Source organism: Lysinibacillus sp. A4, assembly GCF_024919535.1.
Lineage (GTDB): Bacteria > Bacillota > Bacilli > Bacillales_A > Planococcaceae > Lysinibacillus > Lysinibacillus capsici.
The window spans coordinates 125,241-146,514 of sequence record NZ_JANWTB010000009.1; the positions used below are offsets into that span (position 1 = coordinate 125,241).

Annotated in this window: 20 protein-coding genes and 1 pseudogene; 14 read left to right on the top strand and 7 right to left on the bottom strand. The window is 38.1% G+C overall.

The annotated features are described in order from the left end of the window. Nucleotides 1-63: 63 nt before the first annotated feature. Nucleotides 64-678 (bottom strand): spore coat protein, encoded by a 615-nt coding sequence (locus NY607_RS18055; protein ID WP_259420088.1) that lies wholly within the window; start codon nt 676-678, stop codon nt 64-66. 133 nt (nt 679-811) lie between these two features. Here NY607_RS18055 and NY607_RS18060 point away from each other — a divergent pair, with 133 nt between their 5' ends. The 3 genes from NY607_RS18060 to NY607_RS18070 all read left to right on the top strand — a co-directional run bounded on the left by NY607_RS18060 (nt 812) and on the right by NY607_RS18070 (nt 4,564). Next, on the top strand, nt 812-1,393 hold the full coding sequence (locus NY607_RS18060) for a LemA family protein (protein ID WP_131521138.1): 582 nt from the start codon (nt 812-814) through the stop codon (nt 1,391-1,393). Then, nucleotides 1,393-2,142, top strand: coding sequence for a TPM domain-containing protein (locus NY607_RS18065; RefSeq protein WP_259420089.1), 750 nt, complete (start codon nt 1,393-1,395; stop codon nt 2,140-2,142). The genes NY607_RS18060 and NY607_RS18065 overlap by 1 nt, the downstream gene beginning before the upstream one ends. A gap of 148 nt (nt 2,143-2,290) precedes the next feature. Continuing rightward, nucleotides 2,291-4,564, top strand: coding sequence for a S9 family peptidase (locus NY607_RS18070; protein WP_237898660.1), 2,274 nt, complete (start codon nt 2,291-2,293; stop codon nt 4,562-4,564). Nucleotides 4,565-4,618: 54 nt separating this feature from the next. Here NY607_RS18070 and NY607_RS18075 read toward each other — a convergent pair. After that, a pseudogene (locus NY607_RS18075) lies at nt 4,619-5,988 on the bottom strand (aminotransferase-like domain-containing protein). Between the two features lie 122 nt (nt 5,989-6,110). Between NY607_RS18075 and NY607_RS18080 the strand changes: the two are divergent. The 11 genes from NY607_RS18080 (at nt 6,111) to NY607_RS18130 (ending at nt 16,721) form a co-directional block, all read left to right on the top strand. Further along, the gene (locus tag NY607_RS18080) at nt 6,111-7,028 is read left to right on the top strand and encodes a DMT family transporter (RefSeq protein WP_259420090.1); all 918 of its coding nucleotides are present in this window, start codon (nt 6,111-6,113) and stop codon (nt 7,026-7,028) included. 52 nt (nt 7,029-7,080) lie between these two features. After that, complete coding sequence (locus NY607_RS18085; protein WP_054549560.1) at nt 7,081-7,314, top strand: glutaredoxin family protein; 234 nt, start codon at nt 7,081-7,083, stop codon at nt 7,312-7,314. Between the two features lie 261 nt (nt 7,315-7,575). After that, nucleotides 7,576-7,698, top strand: a complete 123-nt coding sequence (locus NY607_RS18090) for a hypothetical protein (RefSeq protein WP_004228055.1) — start codon at nt 7,576-7,578, stop codon at nt 7,696-7,698. Between the two features lie 175 nt (nt 7,699-7,873). Next, nucleotides 7,874-8,926, top strand: coding sequence for a sugar-binding transcriptional regulator (locus tag NY607_RS18095; protein WP_054549559.1), 1,053 nt, complete (start codon nt 7,874-7,876; stop codon nt 8,924-8,926). Between the two features lie 126 nt (nt 8,927-9,052). Continuing rightward, nucleotides 9,053-10,069, top strand: coding sequence for a type I glyceraldehyde-3-phosphate dehydrogenase (gene gap / locus NY607_RS18100; RefSeq protein WP_004228061.1), 1,017 nt, complete (start codon nt 9,053-9,055; stop codon nt 10,067-10,069). Nucleotides 10,070-10,606: 537 nt separating this feature from the next. Further along, on the top strand, nt 10,607-11,791 hold the full coding sequence (locus NY607_RS18105; protein ID WP_131521144.1) for a phosphoglycerate kinase: 1,185 nt from the start codon (nt 10,607-10,609) through the stop codon (nt 11,789-11,791). A gap of 19 nt (nt 11,792-11,810) precedes the next feature. Next, nucleotides 11,811-12,572, top strand: a complete 762-nt coding sequence (gene tpiA / locus NY607_RS18110) for a triose-phosphate isomerase (protein WP_048390882.1) — start codon at nt 11,811-11,813, stop codon at nt 12,570-12,572. Next, nucleotides 12,565-14,106: a 2,3-bisphosphoglycerate-independent phosphoglycerate mutase gene (gene gpmI / locus NY607_RS18115; RefSeq protein WP_131521145.1), complete on the top strand. Its 1,542-nt coding sequence runs from the start codon at nt 12,565-12,567 to the stop codon at nt 14,104-14,106. The genes tpiA and gpmI overlap by 8 nt, the downstream gene beginning before the upstream one ends. Nucleotides 14,107-14,108: 2 nt before the next feature. After that, complete coding sequence (eno, locus tag NY607_RS18120) at nt 14,109-15,401, top strand: phosphopyruvate hydratase (RefSeq protein WP_004228070.1); 1,293 nt, start codon at nt 14,109-14,111, stop codon at nt 15,399-15,401. Between the two features lie 188 nt (nt 15,402-15,589). Next, complete coding sequence (locus NY607_RS18125) at nt 15,590-15,853, top strand: site-specific integrase (protein ID WP_227744946.1); 264 nt, start codon at nt 15,590-15,592, stop codon at nt 15,851-15,853. A gap of 340 nt (nt 15,854-16,193) precedes the next feature. Beyond that, nucleotides 16,194-16,721 carry a DUF6241 domain-containing protein gene (locus tag NY607_RS18130; protein ID WP_259420091.1) on the top strand — a complete coding sequence of 176 codons (528 nt, stop codon included), beginning with the start codon at nt 16,194-16,196 and terminating at the stop codon, nt 16,719-16,721. A 300-nt stretch (nt 16,722-17,021) separates the two neighbouring features. Here NY607_RS18130 and dltD read toward each other — a convergent pair whose 3' ends face one another. From dltD to NY607_RS18155, 5 genes are read right to left on the bottom strand one after another with little or no spacing between them, the layout of a single operon-like run. Next, nucleotides 17,022-18,197, bottom strand: coding sequence for a D-alanyl-lipoteichoic acid biosynthesis protein DltD (gene dltD, locus NY607_RS18135; protein WP_259420092.1), 1,176 nt, complete (start codon nt 18,195-18,197; stop codon nt 17,022-17,024). Next, complete coding sequence (gene dltC / locus NY607_RS18140; RefSeq protein WP_016994756.1) at nt 18,194-18,427, bottom strand: D-alanine--poly(phosphoribitol) ligase subunit 2; 234 nt, start codon at nt 18,425-18,427, stop codon at nt 18,194-18,196. Before dltC ends, dltD begins: the two co-directional genes overlap by 4 nt. A 42-nt stretch (nt 18,428-18,469) precedes the next feature. Then, nucleotides 18,470-19,633: a D-alanyl-lipoteichoic acid biosynthesis protein DltB gene (gene dltB / locus NY607_RS18145; protein WP_131521148.1), complete on the bottom strand. Its 1,164-nt coding sequence runs from the start codon at nt 19,631-19,633 to the stop codon at nt 18,470-18,472. Continuing rightward, a complete protein-coding gene (dltA, locus tag NY607_RS18150; RefSeq protein ID WP_259420093.1) occupies nt 19,630-21,105 on the bottom strand; it encodes a D-alanine--poly(phosphoribitol) ligase subunit DltA in 1,476 nt (491 codons plus the stop codon). Before dltA ends, dltB begins: the two co-directional genes overlap by 4 nt. A 17-nt stretch (nt 21,106-21,122) precedes the next feature. After that, entirely contained in the window at nt 21,123-21,260 is a 138-nt protein-coding gene (locus NY607_RS18155; RefSeq protein ID WP_004228095.1) for a teichoic acid D-Ala incorporation-associated protein DltX, read from the bottom strand. Nucleotides 21,261-21,274: the final 14 nt, after the last annotated feature.

The window sequence follows — 21,274 nt, forward strand, 5'->3', positions numbered from 1 at the left end:
CGTTCGCTTTTTTATGTTAAAAACAGCAGTGCATGGTGAATATTCACCATGCACTGTTCTTATTTAATGAAGGGGATTAGATGTTGTGTCGAATGCATTCAGCATCGTTTGCATATCCTGTTGGGAATACTGAGGCACCTGATAATAGCCGTGTTTATTTTGATAAATAGATAATTCGTATCCCATTTCAATACAGTTAGGAATACTATCCGCAACAACGCGACGAACTACAGGGTTTGTTGTCTCCAACGCAGCAGTTGTCATACATTTTGCTGCTCCTTTTTGAGCTCCAAGTAAAAATCCAGAAATAGCCTCATCATTAATTTCATTAGCGTTTTGCATTGGTTTTTTTGGTTGACCTGGATTTAGGCCATATTTGAAATCATTTCCTGTTTCCATTTGGTAGCGTCCTGTTGGAACAGATGGATCGTGTCCTGTTTTAAAGGACTCTATGATCGTATTGTACATACCAAGAGTGAAATTATATTGGCGATCCAAAATGTTGAGTAATTCAGGATCTTTTACATGGGGACGCAAAATAATCGCTTGGTTCATACCTGCAATAATTTCGCCAATTGTTTCATGCATGTCCATCATTTCATGTCCACCATGATTTAGGCTATGTTGTTGATTTAAATTTGTTTGGTTTGATGATTCATTGTAAAACGATTGTGACAAAAAAAACGCCTCCTCAATAATTTTTTGTTGCAGTATTTAGTATGTCGTGTCAATTCAATTTCATACGGTATAAATGTAAAGGTAAAAATGTAGACTAAAGATAGAAGGAAAAGCAAGTCAAGGAGGATTAAAATTGAAAAAGTTACTTGGACCAATTGGAATAATTGTCATCATTTTTATTGTAATCGCCTTATTATTTATACCTAAATACAATAGTTTGGTGACAGCCGAGGAAAATGTTGATTCTAAATGGGCACAAGTTGAAAATCAGCTCCAACGTCGCTATGATTTGATTCCCAATCTAGTGGAATCTGTGAAAGGCTATGCGAATCATGAGCAAGAGGTGATAGCGAATATTACGGAGGCACGTGCACAAATGGGAAGTGCAAGCTCACCAGAGGAGCAAGCTGTTGCCAATGATGCTTTAACGGGCGCTCTTAGTCGTTTACTAGTAGTTGTAGAAAATTACCCAAACTTAAAGGCAGATGCAAATTTCCGCCAGTTAATGGATGAGCTAGCAGGTACCGAAAATCGTCTGGCAGTAGCACGTGAGGATTACAATAATGAGGTACAGCAATTCAATAAACATGTTAAACGTTTCCCGGGGAATTTAATGGCAGGGATGTTTGGCTTTGAACAAAAAGAATACTTTAAAGCCACAGCAGGAGCTGACAAAGCACCATCTATCGATTTTAGTCAATCAGGTACACATTAATGAAACGTTGCATTATACAGATGATCATCGTTTGTTCGGTGCTTCTTTTTTTCTCGAATCTAGCAGAAGCAACGATGCCATCACCGATGAAAAATACGTATATACATGACTTTGCCAATGTAATTTCTGCGAATGTCAAAGAAGAGATAAATCAATATTCTGAGCAGTTGGATCAAGGCACGGGTGCTGAAATCATGGTAGTCACAGTTGATAGTCTTCATGGACAAGAGCCGAAAATGTATGCGACAAAATTGATTCGGTCATGGGGCATTGGTGACAAGGAAAAAAATAACGGTGTCCTAATTTTAGCTACCTTAGGTCAAGGGGAAGGAAATAACGACGTTGTAATTGCCGTGGGTCAGGGATTAGAGGGAGCATTACCAGATGGTAAATTAGGACGCATTTTAGATAATGCATTTTATCCCTCAGCAAGTACTGGTAATTTAGATCAAGCTTTTCAAGCAATCTATTCTGAAGTTTTTCGCGCTGTTGCCCAAGAGTATAATTGGAGCGGTGATTTGCCAGCGCAAACAAAAGAAGAGGATGACATACCCACTTGGTTAATTATCCTAATCATTATCGTTGTTATTATTATCTATTCATTCTTTTCGAAGGGTGGCGGAGGTCCTCGCTCTGGAGGCTATGGCGGTTATCCAGGTAGTTTTGGTGGAGGACATTCGAGTAGAGGGGGCTTTGGCGGATTTGGTGGCGGATCTTCTGCTGGTGGGGGAGCAAGCAGGAAATTTTAATAGAGGTAATGGCGAACTATTCTATTTAGTTCGCTTTCATTTTGGCTGAATAAAAAAACTCTCAATTATTGACAATAATGCTAGAATTGCTATAATTTAAATATATCGACAATCGATATAACGTAAACTGATATAGGGAGGAATCATTTTGAAAAAAAGATTTTTATCTGCATCGTTAGCAATCATTTTAACAACCTCTGTGGTTATTCCTGCAACCATGCAAGATGTTCGTGCTGCCAATGAAACAAATAGCGGCGTAATAGCACAAGAAGAACGTGTATCAGCGCAGGAATTTTTGAATTTAGCTGTAACAACTTTAACATTCCAGCACGGCTCAGATTCAATGCGTCAACAAATTATTGATAAATGGGTAAAGGCTGGAGAATTCACAGATTTAAGTTTGACTATTAAACGTGATGAAGTGGCTCGAATTTTAGTTAGAGCTTTAAATAAAGAAGAAAAAGAGACTTCACTTGCTGAGTATTTAGAGAAGGCCAATAAGATTGGTGTATTTAATGGTTTATCATTAAATTCAGAAGCAATTTCAAAACCAGATGCAGTAAAAATTTTAAACAATGCAAAACAAATAAAAAATGGTTCTAATCATGAAGGTGTAAAGGAAATTTCAGTTGAAGACTTTATGAAAAATCCTGGAAATTTCGGTTATGAACTTTCGCCAGATGGCAATTACATTACTTTTTCTTCTGCTTGGGAGAATAGATCCAATGTTTTCGTGAAAAAGATGAATGATGATAGTGAGCCTGTTCGTGTTTCGAATTCAAAAGATCGGGACGTTGCAGGATTTTTCTGGAAGGATAATGCTTTACTCTACGTAAAGGATAAAGGTGGAGATGAAAACTTCCATATTTATTCTACAACATTTAATGGCTCTGAGGAAAAAGATCTAACGCCATATCCAAACGTCACAGTTGGGATATTAAGTGGCCTACAAGGTGTTAAAGATGAAATACTTATCATGATGAATAAGGAAGATGCAACAGTTTTTGATGTCTACAAGTTGAATGTAAAGACTGGGGAAACAACTCACGTTGCAAAAAATCCGGGTAATATTACGAGCTGGCTAGCAGATCGCAATGGAAATGTACGAATTGCTGTAGCCTCAGATGGTGTGGAAGGAACGATTCTTTATCGAGATTCTGAAAAGGATGAATTCAAGCCATTTATTGAAATGGAAGCTGGAGATGAAGTAATGCCACTAGCTTTCTCAAAAGACAATCAATACATTTACGCTACATCTAACAAAGGTAGAGACAAAGTAGAAGTTGTGAAATACGACTTAAAAGGTAATGAAGAAGTAATTATGTCTAATGATCAGGTAGATGTTTCGGGTGTCTTATATAGTGCCGAACACGATAAATTGCTATATGGTGCATATATAACAGATAAAACACATTACCAATTCTTTGACGAGAACTTTGAAAAGCTTTTCCGTAAAATTCAAAGTAAGCTGAATGTGCATGAAAGTGAGCTTGGTATCAATGATTACAATAAAGAAATGACAAAATTTATTGTGAGTGTTTCAAGTGATACTGTCTATGGAAAATATTATTATTACGATTCTACGACAGATGAATTAACCGAGTTGGCCACTTTAAGCCCTTGGTTAAATCCGAATGAACTTGCCGAAATGCATCCAATTTCATATAAGAGCCGAGATGGCTTAACGATTAATGGCTATTTAACTTTACCGAAAAATAAAGAAGCAAAAGATCTCCCTCTTATTGTCAATCCTCATGGTGGGCCTTGGGCACGTGATATGTGGGGCTTCAACCCAGAAGTACAATTATTAGCTAATCGTGGCTATGCAGTGCTACAGGTGAATTTCCGTTCATCAACTGGATATGGTAAAGAATTCCTTCAGGCTGGTAATAAGCAATGGGGTCTGAAGATTCAAGATGACATCACTGATGGTGTCCAATGGGCAATTGACCAAGGCATTGCAGACCCTGATCGCATCGGTATTTATGGGGCATCATTTGGTGGTTATGCAACATTAGCGGGTATTACGTATACACCTGATTTATATGCTGCTGCAGTTGATTATGTCGGGGTATCTAACATATTTACATTATTAAATACCATCCCTCCTTACTGGGAAACTATGCGTAACATGTTTTATGAGCGCGTAGGTCATCCAGAGAAAGACAAAGAATTGTTAACTGCTGTTTCACCAGTTTTCCATGCAGATAAAATCAAAACACCATTATTTGTCGCACAAGGAGCAAATGACCCACGTGTAAACAAAGCAGAATCCGATCAAATTGTGGAAGCCTTACGCGCTAGAGGTGTGGATGTAGAGTACATGCTAAAAGATAATGAAGGACATGGCTTTGCCAATGAAGAAAATAGAATTGAATTCTATAATGCCATGGTAAAATTCTTCGATAGTCATTTAAAATAATTTAAAACGAAAGGCATTGATGTGTAGCTTGCTCACAATCAATGCCTTTTTTTATTACAATAGGTGAATGGGCTTTGGATAGCGCATTTTACGTTCAAATGATGAAATGCACAGTGCTAGTTGCTCGATACCAGTATAAATTAATGGTTCATCTACCTGAGAAATACTTAAACGAATAAGATTATCCTTTTTAAATTCTGGTAGATACATTCTAGCAGCGTCATCCATCAATATATTTTTTTCCTTTAATAAATGAACCACCTGCCTAGCACTTACATTATCAGGAAGAAAAATGGAAAGATAAAAGCCTGATACTGGTTTCGTATAGTTAGTAGAGGTGGGAAGTAATGATTCGCAAGCCTCCTGTAAAACGCTCATTTTTCTTACATAAAGCTCTTTAATCTTTTTAATATGACTATTAAACATACCGCTTTTTAAATAAATGTCTAAGGCACCCTGCGAGAGCACAGAGCTATTGAAATCAGCACTAAATTTATAACGTAGAAAATGATTTGTCATTATAGTGGGAAGGACGACTGTCGCTACTCTTAAACCCGGTAGAATACCTTTGAAAAGCTTTTAATATAAATAACCCTGCCAGTGGGATTAAAAGAAAAAAACGGATCCGCTTTTTTATTAGGATCTAAATCTCCTAAAAAATCATCCTCCACAATATAAACATCATATTTTTCTGCTAATTCCACAATCTTTCTTTTTTCGTCATTTGTATAGCTATGACCAAGAGGATTATGGAATCTCGGCACAGTATAAAAAAACTTAATGTCATTATTGCGAAAAATATAGTCAAGACGATCTAAATCAATGCCCTCCATTGTTAAATCAATCCCAAAAGTTGTAGCTTGTTGCAGATGGACAGATTCTATAAAACCAAAATAGGTAGGCTGTTCTATTAATATATTATTTTTACCATTCGGAAAAGGCATTGCCGCTAGTAAATGTAATGCTTGCTGTGAGCCCGAGACAACAAATAATCGATCAGGTTCAGTAAAGACCTGTAAGTCCTGTAGATACTTAGCCAATTGTACACGCAGCGAGTAAAGCCCTTGCTGATCACTATAACTAAATAATTCTTCTTTATATGTGTCAATAGCTTGATTGATGCAATGCTGAAATTCAATATAGGGCATAATGCTTTTGTCTGGGCCAGCTGATAAAAAATCAATAACTTGTTGGTTTGTAGTTGGTTGCTCTATGTTATTCACAACATAATAGCCACTTTTGGGTTTGGAAAAAATAAGATGCTCCTTTTCTAATTCATTATACGCTCTTATCACTGTATTTTTACTGCAGGAAAATTGCTCAGACAGTTGTCGAACGGAAGGTAGTTTACTGCCTGCAAGGAGCACACCATTAGCAAGCTGCTCTTTAATGTCCTCTACAACCTCTAAATATTTTGCAATCATCATCTTTCCTCCTTTATCTGTACCAGGACAGTTGGTAGAAAATTCTGTTTATTTTTGAGGTAGTGCCACTTACTATGGATTATACCAGGGACAGATGGAGAGGAAAATGGAAGGATGAGAACATGCAGGATAAAAGAAAAGAAAAAATAGGTTTGCTGTTAGGATTTGTGGGCGTAATTTGCTTTAGTCTAACGTTACCCGCAACAAGTACAGCTGTACCATATTTTGGAGCGACAATTGTAGGATTGGGGAGAGCTGTCATTGCGGCGTTCATCGTCGCCATTGTTTTACTTGTAAGAAAAGAAAGACTACCGACTGCTAGACAATTTAAAAGCTTGATAATAGTATCTTTTGGGGCTGTATTAGGGTTTCCTTTACTTACATCTTGGGCAATGACAAGGTTACCCGTTTCTCACGGAGCGGTAGAATTAGCACTTTTACCTTTAGCGACTGCGGGCTTTGCTCTATTCAGAGCAGGTGAACGTCCCTCATTTAAGTTTTGGTTATCGAGTGTTATTGGGGCTATAGCCGTTATTATATATGCTAGCTTTTTAGGCTTAGGCCAATTACATATGGCAGATCTAGCATTATTAGCAGCAGTTGTAATATTAGGTCTTAGCTATGCAGAAGGAGGACAGTTAGCGAAGGAATTAGGGAGCTGGCAGGTGATTGCTTGGGCTATTTTGATGGCGGCTCCCTTTTTTATTGTCCCCGTCATTTCTAATTTTTCCTTGGAAATGCTACATGTCCCTCTTACAGCGTGGGTTAGCCTGTTATATTTAGCTGTTGTCAGTCAGTTTTTAGCATATGTTGCTTGGTATGGGGGAATGGCTTTAGGAGGTATTGCAAGAGTTAGTCAGATCCAATATTTACAGCCATTTTTAATGATTCTTTTTGCTACGCTATTTTTAAATGAATCCATCTCTTGGTTTACGATCGTCGTGGCAATGATTGTTGTGATTTCCGTCATTGTTGGCAAAAATACAACCATTACAAAGAAGGATGCTAAGACAGCTCAAATAAACATCATCAAAGAATAGTAGCCATTTCTTCATTGCCACATCGTTTATAATAAAGGAGGAGGTGCTATCTATGAAAATTAAATTTTTTAGTCGGGCGAATTGTCCTTTATGTGTAGAAGGGCTACAGACATTAAAGCTTGTTCAGGAAGATGTTCTATTTGATATTGAAATAATTGATATAGAGCAGGATGATCGTATACATGAAAAATATATGCTAATGATTCCGGTTGTTGAAAAAGAGGGTGTCGTCATTCAGTATGGTCATTTAGATTATGCCACGTTAATGGAGCGATTAGGCAGTTAATCTACTGAAAGTATAAAGAGTTATTAACGGTATAAATGACTTTATTATTAGCTGTCATTCTCACAATTCACAAATTGTTCAATGAAAGCGGTTTGAATTTGAACAGTTTGTGAAGACCTTCACATTAGACTTTCTTTTCCTAAAAATCGGAGTAGAATAGGTATCAAGTAAGAAGTTGTTATAAAACAGTTTAGCGAATGTATCACAAATTTTAGTGGTTGTTATATTACAAAAATGGATGATGTGAAGGGAGATTTTACAATGTGGGTTATTACAGTATTTGAGAAAAAGGACGTTCGTATTTTTGAATTTACAAATAAAACTGAAGCAACAAAAGCTTTAGAAGGTTTTAAAAAGAACGCAATTTTATCTTTCACTAAATAAGTTCAACAAAGTCTTGTAGCTGTTTTTAGAGCTATGAGGCTTTTTTTTATCCAGAACAATACAACTACTTGCACTTTAAAACAATGCATATTATAATAAAAGCATAAGTGGGACACAAAATAATTAAGTGGGTTAAAAATGAACCCACCACTATTAATTAGGGGAGTAGATAGATATGTTAACTGTTCCAGAGGCACAGCAAAGGCTACTTCCTGAAATGTATCCGCTTCTGCAAGCAAGATATCGAATATTGCAAGCCGTTCAACTCATGCAACCAATCGGACGACGTACACTAGCTGATTCACTGAAAATGACAGAAAGAGAAATACGCAAAGAAACTGATATTTTACGTGAACAAGGGTTATTAGATGCGCAAAAGTCGGGTATGGTATGTACAGATGATGGTGAAATAGTCATTGAAAAATTAAGAGCCATCGTTTATGAATGGTCTGGTTTAACCCAGCTTGCAAAAGTGCTTGAAAGCCACTTTGGCATCCAACGTGTAGTCGTAGTTCCTGGTGATTACAATGAGGATCATACAATCCTAAGCATGCTAGGCAAAGAAGCAGCCTTGCAATTTATGTCGGCTGCTTTTGATGAGCAAGTTGTAGCTGTCACTGGTGGAAAATCTGTTGCCTCACTTGCGCAGTTTTTACATCCTTTAGACGGACAAAAGGATATCACTTTTGTAGCTGCACGCGGGGGGATTGGACATGAAATGCAAATGCAGGCCAATACACTTGTTGCAACATTTGCCATGCAAATGGAAACACAATACCGTACTTTATTTTTACCAGAGCATTTAAGTGAGCAAGCTTATCAAGCGATGCTAACAGAGCCGATGGTAACAGAAATGATGGCCTTCTATGATCAAGCAGATTGCGTCATTCATGGGATTGGCTCTGCAGAGGAAATGGCGATTCGTCGTAACTCATCTCCTGAGGATTTGCGAATTCTTGAGGAAAAAGGCGCTGTGAGTGAGGCTTTCGGCTATTATTTCAATGCAGACGGAGAAATAGTACATCGTATACGCACAATTGGTATCCAGCTTGAGCAGGTACAAAACAGTGAGCAGGTCATTGCAGTTGCAGCAGGAAAACAGAAGGTCAATGCAATGCTTTCTTATTTCAAAGTAGCACCTAAGCAAACCATATTTGTAACAGATGAAGCAGCGGCCAAAGCAATTGCTGCTAAAATATCTTCTATAGAAAATAAGCATCTTGAATGATGGCAAAGTTGTAAACATGTCACTCGATCTCAGAAAGTGCTTAAGCATTTTTTGAATGAGCATAAAGTAAATTTTGATGTCTCTATTCATAGAGACAGACATCACACATTATTGGAGGAATTAACAATGGCATTAAAATTAGCGATTAATGGATTTGGACGTATTGGACGTTTAGTATTTCGTGAGGCAATGAAGCATGATGAATTTGAAGTAGTAGCCGTAAACGACTTAACAGATGCTGGTCAGCTTGCGCACTTATTGAAATATGATTCAGTACACGGTATCTATGATGCTGAAGTCAATGCAGATGAAGATTCTTTCGTAGTAAATGGTCAACGTGTAAAAGTATATGCTGAAAAAGATCCTGCACAATTACCATGGGGTGAATTAGGCGTAGATGTAGTGCTTGAATGTACTGGTCGATTCCGTTCAATGGAAGAAGTAGGCAAGCATATTGAAGCAGGGGCGAAAAAAGCGATTCTATCGGCACCAGCAAAAGGCGCAATGCCTACATTTGTTATGGGTGTAAACCATGAGGATTATAACCCAGCAACTGATGATGTGATCTCCAATGCTTCTTGTACAACTAACTGTCTAGCACCAGTAGCTAAAGTGCTTGATGAGAAATTTGGCATTGAACGTGGTATGATGACAACAATTCACTCTTATACAAATGACCAACGAATTCTAGACTTCCCACACTCTGACCCTCGTCGTGCACGAGCTGGAGCGGTATCTATGATTCCAACAACAACAGGTGCAGCAGTAGCTGTATCAAAAGTATTGCCACAATTAAAAGGTAAGCTAGATGGTTTCTCTATGCGTGTGCCAACACCTAACGTATCATGTGTTGACTTAGTTGTAGAGCTAAAAGCAGATGTATCGAAAGAAACGATTAATGCAGCATTAAAAGAAGCTTCTGAAAATGAATTAAAAGGCATTTTAGATTACAATGAGCTACCATTAGTATCAATTGATTATAACGGTAACCATTATTCTTCTACGGTAGATGGCCTTTCAACAATGGTGTTAGAAAACAAAATGGTGAAGGTTTTAGCTTGGTATGATAACGAAATTGGTTACTCTACTCGCTTAATGGACCTGGCTTTATACATTGCTGAACAAGGCTTAAACCATAAATAAGTATCATATTTCGACATTTTGAGTAAAAAGTGTGACATATTACTGCTTTTTATGCACAAAAAGTATAGCCTTTATAATATCGAATAGATATAATATACAAGGGTATTGGGAGTAAGGGATAACCCTTACTCCTTTTTTTCTAGATTCAGCAGAAAACGCCCACCTCTATAGGTGGTGAGATGAACACACAAATTACTCTCTTGATTCATTAGTGTCCAATCACCGACTGAAACAAGAAGATAAAAGCCTCAGCGAATGTCACAGATTTTGAAGAGGAGCAAGTTCGAAAAAAATCTGGAGGCAATTACGCAGTGGCGTAATTGATACATGTTGATGCAAGACATCGCAGTTAACTTTTGCTACTATAAAAACAAGTATTAGGGTTCATTATCAAAAGTTGGAGAATCCTACTTACACGAGATAGTGATGCTGAAAAAGTACCAAAATGACTTTTCAATTTAGTAAGCATGGTGTAGAGCCAAGATGGGTAAAACACAAGAGTGTAAGACTAAAACGAACTTTGAAGGGAGTTTCTTCATGTTAAATAAGAAAACAATGAAAGATATTGATGTTAAGAGTCAACGCGTTTTTGTACGTGTAGATTTTAATGTACCAATGGCAGACGGTGCTATTACAGATGAGACGCGTATTCGTGCAGCTATTCCTACAATTGAGTATTTAGTAGAACAGGGTGCTAAAGTTATTCTAGCTTCTCACTTAGGTCGTCCAAAAGGTGAAGTAAAAGAAGATATGCGTTTAACAGCTGTTGGCATTCGCTTAGCAGAATTAATGGGCAAGCCTGTTACGAAGCTTGATGAATCCATTGGGCAAGCAGTGGAAGAAGCCGTTGCAAACATGCAAGATGGAGACATTCTACTGCTTGAAAACGTACGCTTCCATGCTGGCGAAGAGAAAAATGATCCAACATTAGCACAGCAATTTGCTCAGCTAGCAGATATTTATGTTAATGATGCTTTTGGTGCAGCCCACAGAGCCCATGCTTCTACAGAAGGAATTGCTAAGCATATTCCAGCTGTATCTGGATTCTTAATGCAAAAGGAATTAGATGTACTTGGTAAGGCATTGTCTAACCCTGAGCATCCGTTTACAGCCATTATTGGTGGTGCCAAAGTAAAAGATAAAATTGGTGTTATTGAAAGCCTCTTAGAAAAAGTAGATCACTTAATTATCGGTGGTGGTTTATCCTTTACCTTTATTAAGGCACAAGGCCACGATATCGGTAAATCATTGCTAGAGGAAGATAAAATTGAGCTAGCAAAGTCCTTTATTGAGAAGGCAAAAGCAAAAGGTGTGCAATTACATATGCCAGTCGACGCTGTTGTGGCAAATGAATTTTCACAGGATGCTGAAACACAAATCGTTGATGTAGATGCTATTCCCGCTGATTGGATGGGCCTAGATGTTGGACCTAAAACGGCTGCAAACTATGCAGAAGTTATCAAAAACTCTAAATTAATCATTTGGAATGGACCAATGGGTGTCTTTGAAATGGACAAATTTGCAAACGGCACAAAAACAGTTGCTGATGCAATGGCAACAACAGCTGGCTACACAGTAATCGGTGGCGGTGATTCAGCTGCAGCAGTTGAAAAATTTGAGGTAGCAGATAAGATGGATCACATTTCTACAGGTGGTGGTGCTTCCTTAGAATTAATGGAAGGCAAAGAGCTTCCAGGGATTGTAGCACTAAACGATAAATAAGCTAATCGGAGGCAAAATGATGCGTAAACCAATTATTGCAGGTAACTGGAAAATGTTTAAAACATTTGAAGAGGCTATTCAGTTTGTAGATGCTGTACAAGAAAAACTTCCTTCCAATGACAAAGTAGATGCTGTTATTTGCGCACCAGCTCTTTACCTACCTACACTTGTACAAGTTGCTAGTGAGTCAGAGCTGGCAATTGGTGCACAAACTATGCACTATGAAAATGAAGGTGCTTTTACGGGTGAAATTAGTCCAGCGCAGCTAGCAAGTGTGGATGTTGACTATGTCATTTTAGGACACTCTGAACGTCGCGAATACTACAATGAAACAGATGAAGCGATTAATAAGAAGGTAGCTGCAGCACTTGCACATACTATCGTACCTATTATTTGCTGTGGCGAAACACTCGAAGAACGTGAAGCAGGCACAACAGAGCAAAAAGTGGCAGGCCAAATTAAAGCGGCACTTGCTGGGTTTGAAGCACAGCAAGTAGAGCATATGGTCATTGCGTATGAACCGATTTGGGCGATTGGTACTGGTAAAACGGCTACGGCAGACGATGCAAATCAAGTATGCGGAGCGATTCGAGCAGTAGTAGAAGAGCTATATAATGCTGAAACTGCGAATGCTGTGCGTATTCAATATGGTGGCAGTGTTAAGCCTGATAACATTCAGGAGCTTTTATCGAAAGAACATATTGATGGTGCTTTAGTTGGTGGAGCAAGCTTACAACCAGAATCTTATTTAACATTATTGGAGGCGGCAGCAAATGCCTAAAAAGCCAGTAGCATTAATTATTTTAGATGGCTTTGCATTTCGAGATGAAACATTCGGGAATGCAGTAGCACAGGCCAATAAGCCTAATTTTGATCGATATTGGCATCAATTTCCTCATGCGACATTAACAGCAGCGGGAGAAGCCGTTGGATTACCTGAAGGACAGATGGGGAATTCTGAGGTGGGGCACTTAAATATCGGTGCAGGACGTATCGTCTATCAAAGCTTAACACGCTTAAATAAATCTATTCGTGATGGAGATTTCTTCACGAATCAAGCCTTTTTAGATGCAGTAGCACATGTGAAAGCTCATCAGTCAAAGCTACATGTTATGGGCTTATTATCAGACGGTGGTGTTCATAGTCATTATGAGCATATGTTTGCACTATTAAAGCTAGCTAAACAGCAGGGATTAGAGGAAGTTTATGTACATGGCTTCTTAGATGGTCGTGATGTTGGTCCAACAACAGCATTAGACTATATCGAAGAAACGGAAAAGCAAATGGCTGAAATAGGCATAGGGCAATTTGCTTCCATACATGGACGTTACTACGCTATGGATCGTGACAAGCGTTGGGATCGTGTTGCACTTACGTATAATGTATTGGTAGATGGTGTTGGCCAAGCAGCAGAGAGTGCTAAAAGTGGTGTAGCAGCATCCTATGAGCGTGAGGTAACAGATGAATTTGTCATCCCATTTAGCATTCAAGAGCATGGTGAGCCAGTAGCAACAATTGGCGATCATGATGCAGTGATTTTCTTTAACTTCCGTCCCGATCGTGCCATTCAGCTGTCAACAGTTTTTACAAATGAAGCATTCGATGGCTTTGCTATATCTGCAAATCATCCAAAGAATTTAAAATTTGTGTCCTTCACCCACTATAGTGATGAAGTCAACGCACAGGTTGCTTATGAAAATGACAACTTGAAAAATACAATTGGTGAAGTATTAGCGACGAATGGGAAAACACAGTTGCGGATTGCGGAAACTGAAAAATATCCACATGTTACATTCTTTATGAGTGGTGGACGTGAGGAAAAATTCCCTGGTGAGGAACGTATTTTAATTGCTTCTCCAAAGGTGGCGACATACGATTTAAAACCTGAAATGTCTGCCTATGAGGTGACAGAAGCCTTACTTGCAGAAATTGCGGCTGAAAAATTTGATGGCATTATTCTTAACTTTGCCAACCCTGATATGGTTGGTCATAGTGGAATGCTGGAGCCAACAATTAAAGCCATTGAAGCAGTAGATGAATGCTTAGGGAAAGTAGTAGACGCACTCCTTGCAAAAGGTGGCGCAGCTATTATTACAGCTGACCATGGCAACTCTGATGAAGTGTTAACTTTAGCAGGTGAGCCAATGACAGCTCATACAACAAATCCTGTTCCAGTAATTGTGACAAAATCAAATATAATGTTAAGAAATGGTGGTATTTTAGCCGATTTAGCGCCAACCATGTTAGAATTATTAGAGGTGTCACAGCCTACTGAAATGACAGGACAATCATTAATTGAAAAAGAGGAGAATTAATTATGCCATTTATTACACAAGTTTATGCGCGCGAAGTTTTAGACTCACGTGGGAACCCAACAGTAGAGGTTGAAGTATTTACAGAATCAGGCGCATTTGGCCGCGCAATCGTACCATCAGGTGCATCAACAGGTGAATACGAAGCGGTAGAATTACGCGATGGTGACAAATCTCGTTACCTAGGCAAAGGTGTATTAAAAGCAGTTGAAAATGTAAACACAATTATTGCGGAAGAATTAGAAGGTAACTATTCTGTTCTTGATCAAGTAGTCATCGACAAAGCTTTAATCGAGCTAGATGGCACAGAAAACAAAGGCAAGCTTGGTGCCAACGCAATTCTAGGTGTATCCATGGCAGTTGCACATGCTGCGGCAGATTATTTAGATGTACCTCTTTATCAATATCTTGGTGGGTTCAATTCTAAGCAATTACCAGTACCAATGATGAACATCCTAAACGGTGGTGCTCACGCAGATAACAATGTTGACATTCAGGAATTCATGGTTATGCCTGTTGGTGCAGAATCATTCCGTCATGCATTACGTATTGGCGCGGAGATTTTCCATAGCCTAAAAGCTGTTCTAAAAGCAAAAGGCTACAACACAGCAGTAGGTGATGAAGGTGGTTTCGCACCAAACCTTGGCTCTAACGAAGAAGCAATTACAGTGATCTTAGAAGCGATTGAAAAAGCAGGCTACAAACCAGGTGACGAAGTGAAACTTGCAATGGACGTAGCATCCTCTGAACTATTCAATAAAGAAGATGGCAAATACCACTTAGATGGTGAAGGTGTTGTCAAAACTTCTGAAGAAATGGTGGATTGGTACGAAGAGTTAACAAATAAATACCCAATCATTTCAATTGAAGATGGCTTAGATGAAAACGACTGGGCTGGACACAAGCTATTAACAGACCGTATCGGCAAACGCGTACAATTAGTAGGTGATGACCTATTTGTAACAAATACGAAAAAGTTATCAGCAGGTATTGAGCAAGGTGTAGGCAATGCAATCCTGATCAAAGTAAACCAAATCGGTACGTTAACTGAAACATTTGAAGCAATCGAAATGGCCAAACGTGCAGGCTACACAGCGGTTATTTCTCACCGTTCTGGTGAATCAGAAGATGCGACAATTGCTGATATCGCTGTTGCAACAAATGCTGGTCAAATTAAAACAGGTGCTCCATCACGTACAGACCGTGTAGCTAAATACAACCAACTTCTTCGCATCGAAGATCAACTTGGTTCAACAGCAGAGTACCTTGGTTTAAATTCATTCTATAACTTAAAATAAGTATTTGATTGAAGAGAAAATGGTTTGAACTTAGTAAAATACAGCTTTTATCTTTGAACCATGTTGTACATTTAACAACCTCTGATTTATAAGTGTAATAAAACACTTGTAGATTGGGGGTTTTTTTCGAGCTTATTAAAGATTTGTTGAAGGAATTTACATTCGAATTACAGATTAAAAATTAGTCAATCAGAACAACAGAAACTTATAACTACAATACAACTCACTTCATTCAATATCTGGACGAGTTTCATAAGATGAATGAAATGGAAGACATTTCTACAGTTCAAGTAAAAAAATATATGCAACATCAATTAAAAATTGGTAAAAAGGCGACTTACATTAAGGCTGTAATTAAATCGTTGAGGTCGTTTTACACGTATTTGGTGGCGGAAGAATATGTCACATTAAACATCATGGCACGCGCCGAATCGTTGTGTGATGAAAGGTAGGCACATTATCGTAACATTATTCAGACCCTTGGAGGGAGTCGCAAAACAAAAACGTTATGTACCTTGCAAAATGTTAGATACCTCAGCAGAGGTACTCTCCTCTATAGAGAGCACCTGTGACGGATTAACGCATACAAAATTGTATTAGGTGTATTTAAATATAGAACGCAATTTTGCATTGGTTAACATGCTGTATACAAAGTATATACCATTATCTACGAACAGTGTTCGTACTATAGTCATTGAACACTCTGTTATTATTATCCTAATTACATAATATAAACCAATACATAATTACATAATGATATAATGATATAAATTACAATGAGGAGTTAATAACATGAAGAGAAAAACAAAATCTGCAATTGTTATCATTGCAATATTGATAATTTTTGGAGGGATTTTTGGTTACATTAAATCCACCGAACAAATGGAAAAAACTGTTGCCAAAAAAGAAAGAGCCACTATTGTTGTTGACGGAGTAGCGCTTGAAGATAAAAAAGTTACAAAAGAAGAATTGCTTTATCCTGACAATTTAATGGAAAGCAAAGTAAATGAAACTATCCATAGCATGTCTCACCAAAAAGTGAAAGCTGCTTCTCAATGGGGTCGTGAGCGAATAACACAAGAAAAAGTTGACCGATTGTTAACTGTAGTTAAAATGAACGATTATAAATATAAAGATCTTTACATTTCAATATTAGAAAGATGGTCGAAAGGTGACTTTTCAAACGCCGTTGACGACCATAACAAAATTTGGGAATTGCAAGGTGGCGATGACACAACAAATTCAGGAAGAGCAACTCGTTTATTATCGCCCGAGGAAGAAGAGCAGTATATTGAACAATTTTACACAGATGAAAAATAGGTGAATTTTTAAATTGTATGCAAATTTTTCTGTTTGTTACCATTAATATTTATTACACAAAATCCACCAATTACTAGGATACAAAAACATTATCGGTGGAGGGTTTTATTTATGAACGAAGAAAGAAGCGGCACGAGCAGGCCAATACGGTGCAGGTTTCAACATCGTAGCACAAGAGGTAAGAATGCTTTTTAGTGTGACAGCTATAGCAAGATAAGTGAACAAAAGGCGCTTTACATAAAAGGCGTCTTACGATAATAAGAAAGGACAGTCTACTATATTAGACTGTCCTGACTATTGTTATGGCTGTGCCCAATGCTGATCTAGTTCATGATCGAGATAGACCCAGCCCTTCCAGGCAAGATGAATTGTATCCATTATAAAATAAGGATCATATTCATGATCTGAAAAATCAACATAAGCAACCCTTGAATCCTGTAATACTTGCTCCATTTTATCGTAATACTTTTGACGACGATCCTCAGGATAGCCATTATAATCATACCAATAGCCATTAACTGGAATGGAGACGAATAGTGGCTTCGCACCTGCATCCTTTAAAACATCTATCACGAGTTGGAAATCCTCATATTCAGGAGAGTTTGTATAATCCTCTTTTTTTCGTATATCTTTAAACGTTGAAAATTTAGCATTTACAAGTCGTTGATAGGCGCGATCTTCAATCATATAGTCATTGGATACACGCTTCTTCCCATATGCCTCTGCATGCTGCAATTGTTGCTCAAAGCTTTGATTGGCAATGAGCTTGTCATTACTTTTTAATGCATGACCTTTACGTGGGAAAAGGGAATAATATAAGTCCTTCTTTTCTAGTAACTCCTTGTGGAAACGCCCCGCGACCATAGCCATACGTCCAGTAATTGGTTTTTCCTTGCCGTTAGACATTTGATATTGATACATGGTCTTTAAGAGGCGATCTCGTTTGACAGTATCAAATTCTAGTAGGCGCTCCATTGCTCTTTTACGAAGGTTGGCATCCATTTCCTGATTAAAGGCTAAATCATAAGCATGTAACATGGAATAATTCGGTGAAAAGTGAAATTCACCCATGCCCTTCTCTGTAAACCACTGCGGGGAGATGATAAAGACCACTTTTTTATCCTTTAAATTCTTTTCTTGTGCTGCAAAATTCAAGAAGTGGGTAATGGACTGCATGCCTCCACGCCCAATCATAAATGTCGAATACGGAGCATCAGTTGCTCGCGTATAATTGTATGGATGGAACGGATCAAAACGGTTTAATTCCGAGGAGCCATAAAGTGGCATGGAATTAGGCTCCTGCAACATTCGCTCCTGTAAATAGGTGCCCTGAAATACAAGTGGAGACATGTTCGTTTTGGCTTGCTCCACATCCTCATTGGATATCCAGGCTTTAATCCAAGCATTAGGAAAAAAGACAAAGCCAGTAAAAAGAGCACATGCAATAAATAAAGAAAGAAAGCCTTTTTTGATCATTGTCTTTCAGCTAATTTCCCTGCAATTCGATTAGGCGTATTCCATTCTTCACGATTGAAATCAGTAATAGGGACAGAAATATTAAAACGATTTTCAATTTCGACTAGTAAATTAATTGTTCCAAACGAATCTAGTAAACCTTCTTCAAATAAATCAATATCTGGGTTTTCTACAATAATTTCATCTTCACATAACTCGACTAGCATTTCTAAAACTTGTTGTTGATCCATTAATAATTCTCCTTTAGTGAACAGGCTCTTACAGCCCTTTGTTTAAAATAATGTGCCAGAAAAAATATAGAAGCCGAAGCATACAGCATGAAACGTAATAATTACGCCAATAGCATGCGTCCATTTATTTTTTGGCCAACGCTTATGCTTTTTATTCCAGCGTTCAAATTTATCAAAGCTGATAATCAATAGGGCATGATAGAGTCCATAGACCACAAAGTGCCATTCCAGACCATGCCAAATACCCATTAAAAAGAATAGTAAAAAGAAGCCTATATACGAAATAGCAAATTTATTTTTTAGCCATTTTTTCTTTGTCATCCAAAGGACAAAGCGCATATAGACATAATCCCTAAACCAGAAGGAAAGGCTCATATGCCAACGATTCCAAAAATCTTTAATATTACGGCTGGCGAATGGGCGATTAAAGTTAATTGGTGTTTGGATACCCATTAGTCTGCTCACACCAACAGCAAATGCACTATAGCCAGCAAAATCAAAGAATAAGTAAAAGCTATACATATACATATACGCTAGCTGCCCCTGAAAAGGTGTCAAATAGTTATACGTATGGTTAGGCAAATAAATAAGCGTGTAGTTGTAAATTAAATAAGCCAAAATAAACTTATATAAAAAGCCGACAAAAATATAATTAATGCCACTCAATAGCAGCTTTTGGTAATCTCCCGAGGAAGGTACGGTATGAAAATCCTTTGTAAAACGACGCCAACGATCAATAGGTCCCGATGATACGGTAGGAAAGAATAATAAGAAATAGACTAGCTCTACTACAGAAATTTTCTCTTTCATCAAGCCATCACGGGTTTCTAAAATCATTTGTACCGCTTTAAACGTAATGTAGGACACACCAAGGAAGCCAAATACATGATGTAACCCGAGAATTGGCAAAACCTTCACAAGAATCAGGGGTAATATGGATAAAAGCACTGCTATTATAAAAATGGTACCGCTATTTTGCTGAAGTCGGTAACGCTGATAAGCCACAATAAGTACAACCTGAAAGACAGTAAATAGTACGAGCGAGATCGTCCCATTTAATGAATGTCCGAAGATTAATGCTAAGACAATGACCGATACAAAAAGATTATAACGTTTCGAAGATTTGCCTCGTAACCCTAAGAGGATGGTAGGTAATAATAAAAGTCCGATGATCACAAAAAATGCTATATTTCCATAAGGCGTCATACTGTCTCCATAACCGCCAATCCTTTACGATCTACCTTACCATTTGGATTTAGTGGTAAAGCGTCCATATATTTAAATGTTTTCGGTATCATATAGGCAGGTAAGTACGCCGATAAAAGAGCCTTCAATTGCTTTGTTGTTTTAAAAGCAGCGTCTGTTAATGGCTCACGTAAAACAATATGGGCACTAAGAGAAATGATTTCCTTCTCTTTATAAACAGGTACAACAACACAGCTTGAAACAGGTGGCAGGTTACTGATTTGTTTTTCAATCTCTTCAATCTCAAGACGGTAGCCATGTAATTTCACTTGGAAATCCTTACGACCTGAAAAGAACAAATAACCATCCTGCACATAGCCTATATCACCCGTTTGATAGATGCGATCGCCATTAACGATCGGAAAAGCTTTAGCTGTTAATTTAGGCGCTCCCAAATACCCGGCACTAACGGTTGGCCCTGAAATAATAATTTCTCCATCCTCGGCTACAGATACGTTTGGCTCCGTTATAGGGGCAATCGGTAATTGTTCGAAGCGTGCTACTAGCTCTTTCGACACCTTTACATAGGATACAGCGACGGTTGTTTCCGTAGGACCATATAAATTATAAATTGTTGCCTGTGGAAAACGGAACATCAACTCGTTACATACCGCTATCGGTAAAACCTCTCCGCAAAATAAAAAAGTATCCAACCTAGGCATGAGTTTTTGATCCCATTCTTTGTTCATCAAACACATCTTGGCAAAAGAAGGTGTAGAAGTCCATACACGAGTATTTGACGTCGCTAAAGAATCAAACAAGGCTTTTGGATTAGCAATTTCTTGCTGTGTAATCGCATAAAGTGTGTGTCCACCTACAAGAGCTGGGTAGAGATCCATAACAGATAAATCAAAGGAATAAGGTGCTTGATTTAAAAATACGCCGTCTTGCTGTAAAGGGAAGTGTTCCTGCATCCACCTAACAAAGTGTGTTAGATTACTAGCTGTTATTTGTACCCCTTTTGGTTGACCTGTTGAACCAGAAGTGTAAATAATATAATGGATATCCTCATCTCGAACCCATGTTGCGGATGATAGGATCACGTCCTTTGAGGAGGCATCCAGAATATCATGCACTGCCATAACTGGCAGATTCAACGGCATCTGTAATAGCTCTGTTGTCAATACTAAACCTGCTCCAGAAGCTTCTGTAATGACCTGTAATCTTTCGGATGGTGTTGACGAATCAACAGGTACATATGGATGGCCAGCCTTTACAGCTCCGATAAACGCAACAATTTGTAGGGGGGACATATGTCCATAAATGACTATAGGTTGTTGTCTCCGCAACTTAAGCTTCATTAAATAATCGGCAAGACGATCTGATAAATGCCAAAGCTCACTATAAGTTAAGGAGGCATTGTGTGTCTGATAAGCAGTTTTTTGTGGCTGCTGGAGGGCCACACGTTCAATAGCTGCCAAAATACTTAACATATTTTAATCTCCTTTATTTAAAATTCCGTATATATAAATGGTCCAGCGTTCATATCATGGAAGCCATGTATAAGAAACAGCAGTACCAAAACAATCAAATAAAACAGCGTGAAGCCAATGAAGCGTAAATACTCATTATTCTTGATGGATTGCATTTGTCCACCTCCAA